Raw genomic sequence first — 16151 nt, 5'->3', positions numbered from 1 at the left:
AAATGGTAAAAATTATTTAAAATCAATATGTCGATATTTTATTTGTCTTCTGTCATAATCGCTTGTTCAATTTTTGGTAGAATTTTTTTTTGATAAATTTGCCATGTTAAGGGACCAGCATGTTTGGCAATAATAATACTCTCTTTATTCAAGAGAAAGGTTTCTGGTGGTCCATACACCCCCCAGTCAATAGCTGTATATCCTGAAACATCAAAGCCAATAAATTTAAAAGGATTACCAAAACTGTTTAAAAAGCGCAGGGCGTTTGTTTTATTGTCTTTGTAATTAATACCAATCAGATCAAAACGTTTATCTTGTGCAATTTGCATAAGAATAGGATGCTCTTCGCGACAGGGCAAACACCAAGAGCCCCAAAAATTGACCAATGTAACACGTCCTTTAAACTGTTTTGAATTGAGATAACTTTCTTTATCAAGAAGAGGAAGATGAATATTGGGAGCAGGTTTTTCAGCCAATGCGTTTGGGAGAAGAGAAGAATCTTGAAGGTGTTTTTTATCCATAAAGTTGAAAAAAAACATCATGAGAAGAAGAAAAAGCACAAATGGTCCAAAAAAAACAAGCAGAACAGGTAAAGATATATTTTTTTTAAGTTTTAGAGGGATGTTTTTCATTATACTTTTCTTTTTGGGACAGCTCTTTTTTGTTTAGCTGTTGGAGAATTTTTTTTTGGTATAGGGCTTTGCAAAGAATATATCCAATAAGACATAAGAGGGATATTGCAGAAAGCACATAGCTTAAAACAACAATTTGCTCGTGTTTAAGGGTGCTCAGGAAAAAATCAATTTTCTGAGATAGATTTCCTAAAAGTCCGCCGTGGATGCCATTTAGGTCGAGCATGATGAAGCGTCCTGTTGTTGTGCACGACGGGATTTTTTAATCTGAAGTATTCGGATATAATGACGATTGATTTCATTTCGCATAGCCATCAAATAAAGAGCAATAAACATAAAGATGAAACAAAAGAGCATTGTTATAAGGGGCCATAACATAGCATTGTCGATTGTTGATCCTCCAGCACGTAACAATGATGCTGGTTGATGCAATGTATTCCACCAATTAACGGAAAATTTAATAACAGGGATATTAACAAATCCAACAAGTGTAAGAATTGCAGTAGCACGAGCGGCTTTTACTTGGTTGTCAAAAGCACGCCCAAGCAGGATAATGGAGAGATAGATAAAAAGCAGAATTAAAACTGATGTTAATCGTGCATCCCAGACCCACCATGTTCCCCATGTAGGTCGCCCCCAAAGCGCTCCTGTCATGAGAGCCAAGGCGGTAAAAATTGCCCCAATAGGCGCTCCACATTTAAGTGCTACATCAGCAAGATGATATTTCCAAATCAGATTTCCTAAAGCCGCTGCACTCATCGTTACATAGCAGAATGTAGACAACCACGCAAAGGGTACATGAAGGTACATAATCTTAACAGTAATGCCTTGTTGATAGTCATCAGGGGAATGCATCACTAGAATAAGCCCTAAGATAAGGAAACACAATGTTATGCCGGCCAACCAAGGTAAGACGACTCTGCTTATTTTCATGAAAAGGGTGAAACTTGCAGGGAGTAACCTGATTTTATATGTACGAGATAGTTTATTCATAAAATTCATAATAGGCAGAGTTTTGCTATGCGGCAATCATCTTTTATTATTCTGATAAAAGTTTAAGCGTTATCGCAGCAACAAAAGAGCTAAAGAGACTCAAAAGAAGTGAAAAAGCGCTGAGAAGAGCTAGAGAAGTGAGAAAAGAGGTATTTGGGTTTATTGGGGCTGTAGCAGCGGAAACACCAAAAATCATAATTGGAATGATCCACGGCAAGATAATGATAAAAATAAGCAAAGTACTGTGCAACAATGAGGTTGCGAGTGCAGCGCCTATAGCACCAATAAAAATAATAGCTGGTGTTCCGCATAAAAGGGTAAGTATTGTTGTAAAAGTTATTACTACATCTAAATGGAGCATGAGGGCTAAAATAGGTGTGGCAAAAATAAGAGGAAGCATTGTTCCTACCCAATGGGCAAGACATTTTGTAAAGACAATTAGTGTAAAACTTTGTCTTTTTCCTGAAAGGATAAATTGGTCGAGATTACCATCATCGCGATCGATTTGGAAAAGTTTGTTCAGATTGAGGAGCCCTGCAAGAAGGGCCCCAAACCACAATATACCTGGTCCTATTTGTGCAAGAGTTTTGGGATCTGGTCCAATGGCAAAGGGGGTTATGACAACAACAGCGATAAAAAACAATAATCCTGTTAGTGAAGTGGCTTGTAGCGCTAATAATAGTTTAAGATCACGCCAGAACAGTGCTTTCATTTTATTCTCTCCTAGAGAGGTAAAAATTTTTCCAGAGCGATTTTATGGTTTTCTGGAATGCCTATGGAATTATGAGTTGCAGCGATAATCATACCACCTTGATTGAGATGACGCTGGAAAATACGAGCAAGGAGTTTTTGAGCATGGTTATCAAGCCCAGATATTGGTTCATCTAAAATCCAAAGAGGACGATAGGAGAGCAAAAGGCGCGCAATAGCTACGCGTCTTTGTTGTCCAGTTGACAGAGCGTTAAAGGGTAAATGTTCAAGGTTAGAAAGACCAATATCGGCAAGAGCTTCATGCGCAAAACGTAAATGTTGACCGTAAAAATCTGCCCAAAATTGCAAATTATCAATGACAGATAAGAGAGGTTTCATAGCATTTTGAGGACCAAGATAATGACAAGCAGTTGCAACAGGGTATATTTGATCATGGTCTTTAAGTATTATATGACCTTCAGCAGCTTCAAGAAGACCGACAATGATTCGGAGTAATGTAGACTTTCCGATACCATTAGGACCGGTGATTGTCATAAGTTGCTGTGAAAATAAACAAAAAGAAAGACCTTGAAACAGAATTTCCTCGTTTCTGTAAGCGGCTAAATCTTTTCCTGATAACACCATGTGATTGCCTATTTTGTTTTTATTTTCATATTCTTTATTGCATTATAGAATAAAAAACACATTTTTTATGCAATTGTACCTAGAATAGTTCTAGAAATAGTTCTATAAGGGATACCTTACATCAATATCTGGTGTAAAATGGTTTCTGGCGCTGATTTCCGCATTATGCCTAGAGGGTGGAGGGGGAAATGGATGGCGGAGGTAATTGCGTCTGCGCTCAAGCTGCGACCTTGACTCGTAGTTTGTGTTGTTCATTCCTGGAAATTGGGTGGTTATAGTATGAGGGTGGACAGTCATGACTCAAATTGATAGCTTTAATTGTCGTAGAGTATTAAATGTTGGTGGCAAAGAATATACTTATTATAGCTTGATTGAAGCGGAGAAGAACGGACTTGAAGGTGTTTCTCGTTTACCATTTTCGATGAAAGTTATTCTCGAAAATTTATTGCGATTCGAAGATGGTCGCACAGTTAAAAAAGAGGATATCTTCAATGTTGCTAAGTGGTTAAACGACAAAGGGAGCGCTGGGGCAGAAATTGCGTACCGTCCTGCACGTGTTCTTATGCAGGATTTTACAGGTGTTCCAGCAGTTGTTGATCTTTCTGCAATGCGTGATGCTATGGTTAAACTTGGTGGTAACGCTGAAAAAATCAATCCTCTCATTCCCGTTGATCTCATCATTGATCACTCAGTTATTGTTGATGCTTTTGGCAATTCCATGGCTTTTAAGGAAAACGTTGAGTATGAATATGAACGCAATGGTGAACGCTACCGTTTCCTTAAATGGGGGCAACAAGCCTTTCAAAATTTTCGCGTTGTTCCTCCAGGAACAGGGATTTGTCATCAGGTTAACTTAGAATATTTAGCACAATGTGTATGGATGAAGAATGAAGAGGGCTGTGAGACGATTTATCCTGACACCTGTGTGGGAACTGATTCGCATACGACTATGGTAAATGGTTTAGGGGTTTTAGGTTGGGGTGTTGGTGGTATTGAAGCAGAAGCAGCAATGTTAGGCCAACCTGTTTCTATGTTGTTACCTGAAGTGATTGGTTTTCGTCTAACAGGTAAACTTAAGGAAGGTGTAACAGCCACCGATCTCGTATTAACGGTGACCCAAATGCTACGTCGGAAGGGTGTTGTCGGTAAATTTGTTGAGTTTTTTGGTCCTGGTTTGGAGCATATGACGCTTGCTGATCGGGCAACGATTGGAAATATGGCACCTGAATATGGAGCAACGTGTGGTTTTTTCCCAATTGATAAGGAGACAGTGCGTTATCTCAATATGACAGGGCGTGATGAAAATCGGATTGCCTTAGTGGAGGCTTACACCAAAGCACAAGGGATGTGGCATGATGAAATGGTGGCTCATCCCATTTTTAGTGATACAATTGAATTAGATATGGGAACCGTTGTCCCTTCTATGGCTGGTCCTAAACGTCCTGAAGGACGTATTGCATTGGAAAACGTTGGACAGGGTTTTGAGAAGGCATTGGTCGAAGACTATAAGAAGACTTCTGGACAAGATAAACGTTATCAGGTCGAGGGTGAAGAATATACGCTTGGTCACGGTGATGTGGTGATCGCTGCGATTACGTCGTGTACGAATACATCGAATCCAAGTGTTCTTATTGCAGCGGGCCTTTTGGCACGAAATGCTGTGGCAAAGGGTCTCAAGAGCAAACCATGGGTAAAAACTTCTCTTGCACCTGGTTCACAAGTCGTTGAAGCTTACCTTCAAAATTCGGGTCTGCAAAAAGATTTAGATGCATTAGGATTTAACTTAGTAGGATTTGGGTGCACAACATGTATTGGGAATTCTGGTCCTTTGCATCCAGCTATTTCCAAAACGATTAATGACAATGGTATAATTGCATCTGCAGTTCTTTCAGGAAATCGTAATTTTGAAGGGCGTGTTTCCCCTGATGTGCAAGCGAATTATTTAGCGTCACCACCGTTAGTTGTTGCACATGCGCTCATCGGGACGGTGTGTAAAGATTTAACTAAGGAGCCTCTTGGTGAAGATACAAATGGCCACCCCATTTATTTGAGAGATATTTGGCCAACTTCTCAAGAAATACAGGAATTTATCGAAAAAAATGTCACGCGTAAGGTTTTTGCCGAAAAGTATGCAGATGTTTTTAAGGGAGATGAAAATTGGCAAAAAGTTCAGATTCCTACGGGTTCTACCTATTCTTGGGATGAGCAATCCACCTATGTACGCAATCCACCTTATTTCGATGATATGCAGAAAACACCTGATATCTTACCAGATATTAGAGATGCACGGATTTTAGGTTTATTTGGTGATAAAATCACAACGGATCATATTTCTCCTGCTGGTTCTATTAAAGCAGCTTCTCCTGCCGGAAAATATTTAATGAATCATGGTGTTAAAGTGGCTGATTTTAATCAGTATGGAACGCGTCGTGGGAATCATGAAGTTATGGTACGTGGGACCTTTGCCAATATTCGCATTCGTAATTTCATGTTAGGGGAAAATGGTCGAGAAGGAGGTTATACGGTTCATTATCCGTCAGCGGTAGAACAAACCATTTACGATGCAGCAATGGCGTATAAACAAGAAGGTATTCCACTCGTTGTTTTTGCAGGTATTGAATATGGTAATGGATCATCCCGCGATTGGGCTGCCAAGGGGACCAATCTTCTTGGTGTCAAAGCAGTGATTGTGCAGTCTTTTGAAAGGATTCATCGCTCTAATCTTGTTGGTATGGGCGTTGTCCCTTTTGTCTTTGAGGAGGGGCTAAGTTGGAAATCTTTAGGCTTAAAGGGAGATGAACAGGTGACAATTGAAGGGATTCATAACTTGAAACCTCGTCAAAAGACTGTAGCGAAAATTACTTTTTCTGATGGTACGGTAAAAACTGTTCCATTATTATGCCGTGTTGATACTGAAGATGAGCTAGATTATTTGCATCATGGTGGAATTTTGCAATATGTCTTGCGTAAGTTAGCCGTTTAAATTCTTTTGTTTGTTAAGGAATATCTATTATTAAGCTATAAAGTTGCGGATCAAAGAGTTTGGCTTCGTTTTTTTATGGCTATCTTTGAAAATCTAATTGACGTTAGCTTTAGGATTGCGCTATAACCCACACGGTTATAGGCAGCTTTATAGTTTTGCTTGAGTTGGATTTATTTATATTGGTAGAGTTGTTATTGAGACTCATTTTACCAAGGTGTTGAAAGAGAGATTATATTTATGGCGAATACACCTTCTGCTCGAAAAGCGGTGCGCAAGGTTGCGGCGCGCACACAGGTTAATAAGGCCCGCCGTTCACGCGTTCGTACTTTTATACGTAAGTTTGATGACGCTTTAGCGGGTGGCGATAAGGCATCTGCAGAGATTGCTTTTAAGAATTTTGAGCCTGAAATTATGAGTGCAGTTTCTAAAGGGGTTTTTCATAAAAATGCTGCTGCGAGGAAAGTATCACGTTTAGCTAAACGTTTGAAGGCTCTCAGCGTTTAAGCTTTTCTCCTTTAATTGAGAACAAAGCCAGTATCCATGAGGATGCTGGCTTTTTGTTTATTATTTCAAAAAGTTTCTATTAAAAATAAGAATCGATAATGATTCTCCACTTGAAAAAGGAGAGAAAGTTTATAAGGGGAGGTATGGTTATCCACAAGCTTTGTGGATTTGTACAGAGTCTTTTTTGTCAAGCATTTTATTTTTTTTTTTAAATCTGAAGAGATTCTTTAATTATTGGTAAATTTAGAGAAAAAAAATGAATTGAATCAATATTTTTTTCAGTCCTCATTAATATAAGCATTTTTTTTGGGTTTTTTGATTTTATTTTGACCTCTTGCATTTTACCTCTGCTGTTTTGTATGGTTCTTATGAAGACTAAGAAGCATGAAGGGGTCACATCAGCGCATTATTCTGTATTTTGTTGAATACAAGATGTTTTGATTTAGGCTTTTCGAAATTTTTGTGTTGGAGAGGTTTTCTGACGGTTTTTTAGTTTTCTTAATGGATATGTTTACCATTTTAGAAGGGTGGGTCATATCATGAGTGCAAGTAAATCTTATTGGTCATCTTTGTTAGTAGGGTTGTGATGAGGCTATCCTAGGGGAGGGTGAGTAATCTTATTTGGGGTAGGGCGTTTTGCCTTCGCTAGATTTATTTTAGTTGTTTGGCAGGACAAAATTTTATTTTTATCAGGATGGAAGATGGTGGATAAATTGAACTCTAAAGCTAGTTCCTTTAAAAGGGTTTCGGTAAATATCCTGTCGGCAGAGAACATAATAAAGAATAGGATGACGGAAAGTGATGAGAACGTTTGTAGAAATGCTTCTATAGGGCATTCTATTGTTTCAGAGGAGGAAAGTGCGGCGGCTTTTATACGTGTTATGGCGCAATTAAAGGTGCAGGTTGGTGTTGAGGCTTATACCAGTTGGTTTGGACGTGTGAAGCTTGCTGAATATAGTCATACTCTTGTAAAGCTTTCTGTTCCTACTGCTTTTTTACGTTCATGGATTAATAATCACTATGGTTCTCTTTTGACTCATTTATGGAAACAAGAGAATTCAGCAATTCTTCGTGTTGAAGTTATTGTTCGTGGTATGGAACGCGTTTCAAGAGATGTCGTTTGTAAAAGAAGTGTTCCTCCTGTTGTGCTAGAGGAGCAGGCGACTTCATCTTTTGTTGAAAGTTGCGCAGAGCATTCAGTTAAGAATTCTCAAACGGGAGTTTTTGGATCTCCACTTGATTCTCGCTATACTTTTGAAAGTTTTGTTGAGGGGGCTTCTAATCGTGTTGCTTTAGCAGCTGCGCGTTCCATTGCAGAGGGGCATAAAAGTGCCTTACGTTTTAATCCTCTTTTTATTCACGCATCTGTTGGTTTAGGAAAAACACATTTGCTTCAAGCGATTGCTGCTTCTGCATTGAAGCGTTTAACGTCTGCGCGCGTTATTTATTTAACTGCTGAATATTTTATGTGGCGTTTTGCAACAGCTATTCGTGATAATGATGCTCTTTCTTTTAAAGAACAGCTTCGTGATATCGACCTTTTGATTATTGATGATATGCAGTTTTTGCAGGGTAAGTCGATACAACATGAGTTTTGCCATTTGCTTAATATGTTACTTGATAGTGCAAAACAGGTTGTTGTCGCTGCAGATCGTCCACCAGCAGAATTAGAATCGCTTGATCTTCGCGTTCGCTCTCGTCTTCAGGGAGGGGTAGCTCTTGAAATTGAAGCGCCAGATTATGAAATGCGTTTGCAAATGTTGCGCCAGCGGTTGAAGGTGGCACAACAAGATGATGGCATGGTATCAATTTCTGATGATATCTTGGAATATATTGCGAAAACGGTTTTAGGGTCGGGGCGTGATATTGAAGGTGCGTTTAATCAGCTCTTGTTTCGTCAATCTTTTGAGTCTGATTTATCTTTAGAGCGGATTGATGAATTATTAGGTCATTTGACACGTCCTGGTGAACCTAAGCGTATTCGGATTGAAGAAATTCAGCGTACGGTAGCACGCCATTATAATGTTTCTAAACAGGACTTGTTATCTAATCGTCGAACACGTACGGTTGTGAAGCCACGGCAAGTTGCAATGTATTTAGCAAAAGTATTAACTCCTCGCTCATTACCAGAAATTGGGCGCCGTTTTGGTGGGCGTGATCATACAACAGTTTTACACGCTGTGCGTAAAATTGAAGATTTGGTTTGTGGTGATCAGACCTTGGCTAAGGAACTTGAGTTGCTTAAGCGGTTGATTGGAGAACAGGCTGTATAGTGTTTATCGTTTCTTTCTTTGGAGAGACTTTAAAGAATTTAATGAAAAGATTTATTTTTTCTTATGCAGGAGTGACTTGCCATTTTAAGAGAGGTTTAATAAACTCTAGCAGGCGATTCTCTAAAGGGATCTATTCTTTAGTTCTAAGGAATTCTTATAGTTTTTAGTAAATCATACGGGGCTTTTATGCGTATTACAGTTGATCGCAGTCAATTTCTCAAGTCTCTTGGTCGGGTTCACCGTGTGGTAGAGCGCCGTAATACTGTTCCTATTTTATCGAATGTGTTGATTGATGCAGAAAATGGCCGTGTACAGTTAAAAGCAACAGACCTTGATTTAGAGGTTATGGAATCTTTTGCAGTTAATGTTAAACAAGCTGGAGCAACAACTGTTCCGGCACATTTGCTCTATGATATCATTCGAAAACTTCCTGATAGCAATGAAGTTGTATTATCCCTCGATGAGAATCAAGCAGGTACAATGTCCGTTGTTTCGGGTTGTGCACATTTTCAGCTTCAATGTCTTCCGAAGGCAGACTTTCCAGAGTCGCTTCCTGGGCAATTTGGTTATCGTTTTTCTTTATCGGCATCAGGCTTAAAACATTTACTTGATTGTACACAATTTGCCATTTCTACTGAAGAAACCCGTTATTATCTTAATGGTATTTATTTCCATATTATTAATGATGGTGTTTTGAAATTGCGTTTGGTTGCAACTGATGGTCATCGTTTGGCACAAGTTGAGATGGAAGCTCCTTCGGGAGTTGAGGGAATGCCTGGTGTTATTGTTCCCCGTAAAGCTGTAGGAGAATTGCAAAAACTTCTTTCAGAAGAAAATGATAGCGATGTATGTATAGAGCTTTCGGAGACAAAAATTCGTTTTTCTATAGGCTCTGTGATTTTTACATCAAAATTAATTGATGGAACATTTCCAGATTATCAACGTGTTATCCCTCTTGGAAATGATAAAGAATTAATTGTTAATAGGCAGGACTTTTCTTCTGCAGTTGATCGTGTTTCAACGATTTCAAGTGATCGGGGGCGTGCAGTTAAATTAACGATTGAGCATGGACAGTTAAGGCTTGTTGTTAATAGCCCAGATTCGGGCAGTGCAGAAGATCAATTATCAGTAACTTATGCATCTGAACCGCTTGAGATAGGATTTAATTCACGTTATCTTTTGGATATTGCTGGGCAGCTTTCAAGTGATGAGATGGTTTTTATGTTGGCTGAGGCTGGAGCACCAGCTCTGATTCGTGATAATGATGATGCGGATGTGCTCTATGTACTGATGCCTATTCGCGTTTAGGGGCCGTTGTTTTGCAATGCATGGCCAGTCATGTGCACAAAGTGGCAGTGAGGCAGCTGAAGCTTTTACGTTATCGCAATTATTCTTTTTTCAATATTCATTTTTCTGGTCAGCATGTGGTTTTTACTGGCCATAATGGTGCTGGTAAGACGAATCTTTTAGAGGCGTTATCTTTTCTTTCTCCTGGTCGTGGTTTGCGGCGTGCTGTTTATTCTGACGTTAGTTTTGTAGATGGTGGTGGTGGAGGATTTGTTGTATTTGCGCGTCTTGAATGCGCTCTTTATGGTGAAGTAAAGATTGGTACAGCTTTTGAGGTTAGCGATAACAGTCGAAAGGTCCATATTAATGGTGTGAATGAGTCGAGTGATTGCCTAACAGATTATTGTCATATTAGTGTCCTAACACCGTCTATGGATGGTCTTTTTACAGGTCCTTCACTTGAGCGCCGTAGTTTTTTGGACCGTATGGTTTTGGCGATTGATCCCTTGCATAGGCGCCGCATAGCCGATTATGATAGAGCTATGCGCGCACGTAATCGTTTGTTTTTAGATGGAAATGAAGATTGTGCTTGGTTTGATGCTTTAGAAAAGCAAATGGCAGAATTGGCGACAGCTATTTCTGCGGCGCGTGTTGATGTTATTCGTCTTTTAAATGACATGTTTACACAAATGCCCTCACAGATACCTTTTCCACGAGCTTTTTTGCAAATTGATGGTTTTTTAGAAACAGCTCTTAGTGAAATATCAGCAACTGAAGTTGAAGAACAATTTTGTGATCGATTGCGGCATAATCGCGCAATGGATCGTGCTGCTGGTCGGACGTTAGAAGGACCACATCGTGCAGATTTGCAGGTTTTTTATGCTGATAAAAATAGAGCAGCAACATCTTGTTCAACAGGTGAACAAAAAGCGCTGCTAACAGGTTTAGTTTTGTGTCATGCACGTCTAACAGGTATGATGTCGGAAAGATCTCCTATTCTTCTTCTTGATGAAATGGCTGCCCATCTTGATTCGCATCGACGTGCTGCTCTATTTGATATTCTTGATGATTTAGCTGTACAAACATTTATGACAGGAACAGATCGTCTTTTATTTGATGACTTAAAAGGACGCGCAGAATTCTTTGAGATTAAGGATGGAGCTTTATTGCCGTAAAAACATGCTAAATATTTTTTTAATAAGTGATAGGTCTGAAAGAAAAGGCTTGCTATGTCAGAGATAATAACGATTTTAAATGGTCCTAATTTAAATTTTCTAGGTCAACGTGAGCCAGAAATTTATGGAACTGAAACTCTAGAAGATATTGAAAAAAGATGCAGAGAATGGGCAAAAAAAAATGATATTATAATAAATTTTTATCAAAGTAACTATGAAGGGCAATTAGTGGCATGGATACAAGAAGCAATAGAGGCAAGTTCTGGATTGATCATTAACCCAGCGGCTTACAGTCATACATCTGTTGCACTTCTTGATGCCCTAAAAATGTTTTCAGGGCCGAAAGTAGAAGTTCATTTATCTCATATTTATCAGCGTGAAGCTTTTCGTCACCATTCTTATACATCTGCAGGTGTAGACGCTATTATAACTGGGTGTGGAGGTGATGGATATCGGTTTGCACTTGAGTATATTGCAAAACAATTAAGCAAAACAATTAAATTGTGATAGGTAAAGAGTAAGCGTTTAATAAGAGTAATATAGGCATTTTATTCTCTTGATAATTATTTTCAAATCTGTACAATGTGAGGTATATATTTATGACAGTTTTTAGTGCGTATGACGGGGGTAAATAGAGATGAAAAGCTTTGTTAGACAATTAGAAATGCTTGTGATTTTAGGGGGAGCACTGCTTTTGTCTGGTTGTAAAATTGATGTTATGCAGCCATCAGGTTATGTTGCACGTCAACAGCTCATTTTGATCGTTGTTTGTGTGGTGGTGATGCTTTGTATTGTTATCCCAGTTATGGTGAGTGTGGTATTTTTAGCTATAAAATATCGTGCATCGAATATGAAAGCGGACTATTCTCCTGATTGGGCACATTCAAATAAAATTGAAGCATTGATGTGGGGTATTCCAGTTGTAATTGTAATGGTTTTAGGTTCATTAACAGCTTATTATACCTATAAGCTTGAACCTACAAATCCTCTTCCAGTGGAAGTTGTAGGTGAAGGAAAGCCATTACAGATTGATGCTGTTGCTCTTGATTGGAAATGGCTTTTTATTTATCCTGAATACGGTGTTGCATCGATTAATGAGATTTATGCGCCTGAAGGACGTCAAGTTTTATTGCAATTGACGTCAGAGAATTCTGTCAATGCTTTTTGGGTTCCCAAATTGGGTACAGTTCTTTACGCTATGCCGCAGATGAATGCTAAGTTGCATTTGGTCGCTGAAGAGCAAGGAGTATTCAAAGGAGCCTCAGCAAATTATAGTGGTGATGGTTTTTCGGGTATGCGGTTTAAGTGGCATTCTGTGTCTTTGCAGGATTTTGAGGATTGGATTGTAAAAGCTCGGGCTAATGGTCGAGTACTTGATCGTTCATCTTATCGTCAACTTTCTATTGCGCCTCGTATGGGTGATATTGCTGCGAAGGAAAAAGATGCTGAAGTTCGTTATTTTGCACCTGTTGAGAAGCGGCTTTACTATCGTGTTGTGAATCGATGTGTCGATGAAAAGACGGTATGTAATGAAGATTTAATGAAACGTGCTGCTGCTCAGACGCTATGGGGTGCACTATGTTCAGTATTTGATCCTGATGTTATTTAACAGAGTCAATAAAGTAAAGAGCCCTTTTAACAAAGGTTTCTTTTAAACTTGAATTTCATTTGAAATGGGTTGAGAAATGTTTGGAAGACTTACAGATCCTACGGCAGGTGCTTTTCATGCGCTTGCACATGAACCGATCGTTTTGTATACATGTATTGCGATTGTTTTGGTTGGTTTAATTGCTGTTATTGCTCTAACAGTACTTGGGTGGTGGGGGATTCTATGGCGAAATTGGATTACAACGGTTGACCATAAACGCATAGGTATTATGTACATCGTTCTTGGAATTATTATGCTTGTTCGCGGTTTTGCGGACGCACTTATGATGCGAACGCATCAAGCTTTAGCTCTTGGGAGTGAAACAGCAGGTTATTTGCCCCCTGAGCATTTTGATCAAATTTTTTCGGCGCATGGTACGATCATGATTTTTTTCATGGCCACGCCTATTTTATTTGGTCTTTTTAATTATCTTATACCACTTCAAATTGGTGCACGTGATGTTGCTTTTCCCTTTGCAAATAATCTAGGTTTTTGGATTACGGCTGCAGGGGCGATATTGATTAACATATCCCTAGGTGTTGGGAATTTTGGTCGTGGTGGTTGGTTGATGTATCCACCTTTTACAGAATTGCAAACGAGTCCAGATACAGGGGTAGATTATTATTTATGGTCACTTCAGCTTTCTGGTATTGCAACAACAATGGGATCAGTGAATTTTATTGCAACGATGATTAAAATGCGTGCTCCTGGAATGACAATGATGAGAATGCCTATTTTTTGTTGGAGTGCTTTTGTCAGCAATGTTCTTATTGTAGTCATTTATCCTGTTTTGGCTGTAGCATTTGCACTCTTGGCATGTGATCGTTATTTGAACATGAATTTCTTTACCAATGTTGGTGGCGGAAATCCGATGGTATGGATTAACTATGTTTGGGTTTTTGGTCATCCTGAGGTTTATGTTTTGGTTGTTCCTGCTTTTGGAATTGTTTCTGAAGTTGTATCAACTTTTTCTTCAAAACGCCTCTTTGGTTATACTTCAATGATATGGGCCATGTTGGTTATTTTGATTCTTTCGCTTCTTGTTTGGGGCCATCATTTCTTCACAATGGGTGGGGGTGAAGCTGTAAATACCTTCTTTAGTATTGCTACGATGATTATTGCAGTTCCAACCGGTGTAAAAGTTTTTAATTGGCTGCTTACGATGTATAGAGGTCGGATTCGCTTTGAGCCTCCTATGCTTTGGTGCATGGGTATGATCTTTACATTTGTTGGTGGTGGATTAACAGGTGTTTTATTATCTATTGTTCCTGCTGATTGGCAGTTTCATAATTCGCTCTTTTTGATAGCACATTTCCATCATACAATTATTGGAGGTGTAGTTTTTGCGTACTTAGCAGGGATTGCATTTTGGTTTCCAAAAGTTTTTGGTTATAAACCAAATCGCATACTAGGTATTACATCTTTTTGGTGTTGGTTTATTGGTTTTTACCTTGCCTTTTTCCCCGTTTATGCGCTTGGTTTAATGGGGGCGACGCGTCGTTTGCAGCATTACATGGAACCTAGTTGGCAGCCGATGTTTATTATTGCTGCATTGGGTGCTTGTATTATCTTACTTGGTATCCTTTGTTTTGTGCTACAGGTTGTTTTGGCGATTTGGTACGGTATTAAGCATAAAGGGCACTTACCGGTAACATTAAATGATTCTTGGGGTGATGCACGTACACTTGAATGGTTTACCTCTTCACCGCCTCCTTCTTATAATTTTGCCCTCCTTCCAAAGATACAGTCTGATGATGCTTATTGGAATATGAAGAAAAGTGGTTATCAACGGCCGACAAGTGGATTTACAAAAATTCATATGCCATCGAATACATCGGCTGGAATTATTGCTGGCTTCTTCTCATTAGTTGTTGGTTTTGCGCTTGTTTGGCATATTTGGTGGCTTGTTGCGGTTGGACTGGTTGGTTTTATTGCAACGCTTGTGTGTCATTCATTAACAGGTGATCATCATGGTTACTATATTCCAGCTGAAGAAGTGCAAAAAACTGAAGATGCCTTTACGGCTGTTCTTAAAGAACAAGGAGTGACAGTATGAGTGCTGTAACAATGAATAACGCGAGTACTATAGATGAACTTCACCACGATAGTAGCTCGGTAATGACGTTTGGTTTTTGGGTCTATATTCTTTCAGACTTAATCCTGTTTTCGACACTGTTTTCAAGTTTTGCTGTATTTTCTGCTTCTTATGGTGGTGGTAAAGCGGGCAGTGAGTTTATAGATTTAAAGTTTGTTTTGGTTGAGACTGCTTTCTTGTTGTTTTCATCCGTCACTTATGGCTTTGCAATGGTACAAGCACATAAAAATAACATCAGTGGTGTGCGTTTATGGATGGCTGTTACCTTTGTATTGGGGTGTTGCTTCATTGGTATGGAACTTTACGAATTTCATGAACTTTTGAGTGAGGTTTTTTATTTCGATCCAAATGCTTATGCGGGTATTGATCCTGCAACAGGTTTACAGCTTTTTGGACGGGAAATTCTCTCTGCTTATTGGTCAGCATTTTTTGCTTTGGTTGGCACCCATGGACTTCACGTAAGTGTTGGCCTTCTTTGGATGGTTGTGATGTTTTTTCATCTTCGTCGTAATGGCTTGGATCAGAACAATAAAACACGTTTAGCATGTCTTTCCATTTTTTGGCATTTACTTGATATTGTATGGATTGGTGTTTTCACCATGGTTTATCTATTAGGAGCGTTGTGATGAGCGTGCAAAATGAAACACATGGTCCCAGTACTGGTTCCTATTTGGTTGGTTTTATTCTGGCTGTATTTTTCACTTTGGGTTCTTTTATTCCTGTGATGTATGGAATGATGGAAAGTTGGGCAGTTAGTACAAAGGTTGCGTATCTTATTGGGATGGCGATTATTCAGATTATAGTACAAATTGTTTTCTTTTTGCACTTGAATTCTGGTCCAGACGCCAAGTGGAATTTAAGCGCGTTGTGGTTTGCTGCTATTTGCGTTTTTGTTATTATTGGGGGAACTTGGTGGGCTATTTCTCATTTGAATTATAATATGATGGGTGGTTCAGGACGTGTTATTGAACCGGAAATATCAAGTAGAGATGATTCTTCAGTGTCTGAGCAGTTATCAAACAAAGATATATCCGTAAGAAAACAGCCAGAAAAGATACAGGGCTCAGAGGTTTCGATGGAGCAAGGTGCAAGTACGCAAACTCCTGTAGATCAAGCACCTGGTTCAGAAATGCCTATGGGGCAGGGTCTAAGTACGCAAACTCCTGTAGATCAAGCACCTGGTTCAGAAATGCCTATGGGGCAGGGTCTAAGTACGCAAACTCCTG

Annotated in this window: 15 protein-coding genes; 10 read left to right on the top strand and 5 right to left on the bottom strand. The window is 39.2% G+C overall.

Annotated elements, in window-relative coordinates:
• Window positions 1-38: 38 nt before the first annotated feature.
• From ACFINS_RS00250 to ccmA, 5 genes are read right to left on the bottom strand one after another with little or no spacing between them, the layout of a single operon-like run.
• The gene (locus ACFINS_RS00250; RefSeq protein WP_375620841.1) at window positions 39-632 is read right to left on the bottom strand and encodes a DsbE family thiol:disulfide interchange protein; all 594 of its coding nucleotides are present in this window, start codon (window positions 630-632) and stop codon (window positions 39-41) included.
• On the bottom strand, window positions 607-858 hold the full coding sequence (locus ACFINS_RS00245; RefSeq protein ID WP_375612828.1) for a hypothetical protein: 252 nt from the start codon (window positions 856-858) through the stop codon (window positions 607-609). The genes ACFINS_RS00250 and ACFINS_RS00245 overlap by 26 nt, the downstream gene beginning before the upstream one ends.
• A complete protein-coding gene (locus ACFINS_RS00240; protein ID WP_375611426.1) occupies window positions 846-1625 on the bottom strand; it encodes a heme ABC transporter permease in 780 nt (259 codons plus the stop codon). Before ACFINS_RS00240 ends, ACFINS_RS00245 begins: the two co-directional genes overlap by 13 nt.
• Window positions 1626-1671: 46 nt before the next feature.
• The gene (gene ccmB / locus ACFINS_RS00235; RefSeq protein ID WP_375611427.1) at window positions 1672-2337 is read right to left on the bottom strand and encodes a heme exporter protein CcmB; all 666 of its coding nucleotides are present in this window, start codon (window positions 2335-2337) and stop codon (window positions 1672-1674) included.
• 11 nt (window positions 2338-2348) lie between these two features.
• Window positions 2349-2960, bottom strand: coding sequence for a heme ABC exporter ATP-binding protein CcmA (ccmA, locus tag ACFINS_RS00230; protein WP_375611428.1), 612 nt, complete (start codon window positions 2958-2960; stop codon window positions 2349-2351).
• Window positions 2961-3255: 295 nt separating this feature from the next.
• On the opposite strand from ccmA, the gene acnA reads away from it, so the two are divergent.
• The 10 genes from acnA to cyoD form a co-directional block, all read left to right on the top strand.
• Entirely contained in the window at window positions 3256-5943 is a 2688-nt protein-coding gene (gene acnA, locus ACFINS_RS00225) for an aconitate hydratase AcnA (protein WP_375649150.1), read from the top strand.
• A 237-nt stretch (window positions 5944-6180) separates the two neighbouring features.
• A complete protein-coding gene (rpsT, locus tag ACFINS_RS00220) occupies window positions 6181-6447 on the top strand; it encodes a 30S ribosomal protein S20 (RefSeq protein ID WP_375705745.1) in 267 nt (88 codons plus the stop codon).
• 701 nt (window positions 6448-7148) lie between these two features.
• Complete coding sequence (dnaA, locus tag ACFINS_RS00215; RefSeq protein WP_375611430.1) at window positions 7149-8720, top strand: chromosomal replication initiator protein DnaA; 1572 nt, start codon at window positions 7149-7151, stop codon at window positions 8718-8720.
• A 186-nt stretch (window positions 8721-8906) separates the two neighbouring features.
• Window positions 8907-10028 (top strand): DNA polymerase III subunit beta, encoded by a 1122-nt coding sequence (gene dnaN, locus ACFINS_RS00210; RefSeq protein WP_375606188.1) that lies wholly within the window; start codon window positions 8907-8909, stop codon window positions 10026-10028.
• A gap of 20 nt (window positions 10029-10048) precedes the next feature.
• Window positions 10049-11182 (top strand): DNA replication/repair protein RecF, encoded by a 1134-nt coding sequence (gene recF, locus ACFINS_RS00205; RefSeq protein ID WP_375611469.1) that lies wholly within the window; start codon window positions 10049-10051, stop codon window positions 11180-11182.
• Between the two features lie 54 nt (window positions 11183-11236).
• Window positions 11237-11689, top strand: a complete 453-nt coding sequence (gene aroQ / locus ACFINS_RS00200) for a type II 3-dehydroquinate dehydratase (protein WP_375611431.1) — start codon at window positions 11237-11239, stop codon at window positions 11687-11689.
• Window positions 11690-11819: 130 nt separating this feature from the next.
• Complete coding sequence (gene cyoA, locus ACFINS_RS00195; protein WP_375611432.1) at window positions 11820-12791, top strand: ubiquinol oxidase subunit II; 972 nt, start codon at window positions 11820-11822, stop codon at window positions 12789-12791.
• 76 nt (window positions 12792-12867) lie between these two features.
• A complete protein-coding gene (gene cyoB / locus ACFINS_RS00190; protein WP_375611433.1) occupies window positions 12868-14886 on the top strand; it encodes a cytochrome o ubiquinol oxidase subunit I in 2019 nt (672 codons plus the stop codon).
• Window positions 14883-15551, top strand: coding sequence for a cytochrome (ubi)quinol oxidase subunit III (locus ACFINS_RS00185; protein ID WP_375611434.1), 669 nt, complete (start codon window positions 14883-14885; stop codon window positions 15549-15551). The genes cyoB and ACFINS_RS00185 overlap by 4 nt, the downstream gene beginning before the upstream one ends.
• Window positions 15551-16151 (top strand): cytochrome o ubiquinol oxidase subunit IV (gene cyoD, locus ACFINS_RS00180; protein ID WP_375640007.1); only part of this gene is annotated, 601 nt, incomplete at its 3' end. The genes ACFINS_RS00185 and cyoD, both read left to right, overlap by 1 nt.

The sequence above is a fragment of the Bartonella sp. AA2SXKL genome (genome assembly GCF_042197205.1).
In the GTDB taxonomy this organism is placed as follows: Bacteria; Pseudomonadota; Alphaproteobacteria; order Rhizobiales; family Rhizobiaceae; genus Bartonella.
Note: the sequence above shows the minus strand (reverse complement) of the source record. Positions and strands in the feature narration are given on the sequence as shown.

Excerpts from the sequence above, each read along its gene's own strand:
- ACFINS_RS00240 (WP_375611426.1), bottom strand. The coding sequence starts at position 1,625 with ATGAATAAACTATCTCGTACATATAAAATCAGGTTACTCCCTGCAAGT.
- recF (WP_375611469.1), top strand. The coding sequence starts at position 10,049 with ATGGCCAGTCATGTGCACAAAGTGGCAGTGAGGCAGCTGAAGCTTTTA.
- acnA (WP_375649150.1), top strand. The coding sequence starts at position 3,256 with ATGACTCAAATTGATAGCTTTAATTGTCGTAGAGTATTAAATGTTGGT.
- cyoB (WP_375611433.1), top strand. The coding sequence starts at position 12,868 with ATGTTTGGAAGACTTACAGATCCTACGGCAGGTGCTTTTCATGCGCTT.
- aroQ (WP_375611431.1), top strand. The coding sequence starts at position 11,237 with ATGTCAGAGATAATAACGATTTTAAATGGTCCTAATTTAAATTTTCTA.
- ACFINS_RS00250 (WP_375620841.1), bottom strand. The coding sequence starts at position 632 with ATGAAAAACATCCCTCTAAAACTTAAAAAAAATATATCTTTACCTGTT.
- ACFINS_RS00185 (WP_375611434.1), top strand. The coding sequence starts at position 14,883 with ATGAGTGCTGTAACAATGAATAACGCGAGTACTATAGATGAACTTCAC.
- ccmB (WP_375611427.1), bottom strand. The coding sequence starts at position 2,337 with ATGAAAGCACTGTTCTGGCGTGATCTTAAACTATTATTAGCGCTACAA.
- rpsT (WP_375705745.1), top strand. The coding sequence starts at position 6,181 with ATGGCGAATACACCTTCTGCTCGAAAAGCGGTGCGCAAGGTTGCGGCG.
- dnaA (WP_375611430.1), top strand. The coding sequence starts at position 7,149 with ATGGTGGATAAATTGAACTCTAAAGCTAGTTCCTTTAAAAGGGTTTCG.
- cyoA (WP_375611432.1), top strand. The coding sequence starts at position 11,820 with ATGAAAAGCTTTGTTAGACAATTAGAAATGCTTGTGATTTTAGGGGGA.
- dnaN (WP_375606188.1), top strand. The coding sequence starts at position 8,907 with ATGCGTATTACAGTTGATCGCAGTCAATTTCTCAAGTCTCTTGGTCGG.
- ccmA (WP_375611428.1), bottom strand. The coding sequence starts at position 2,960 with ATGGTGTTATCAGGAAAAGATTTAGCCGCTTACAGAAACGAGGAAATT.
- ACFINS_RS00245 (WP_375612828.1), bottom strand. The coding sequence starts at position 858 with ATGCTCGACCTAAATGGCATCCACGGCGGACTTTTAGGAAATCTATCT.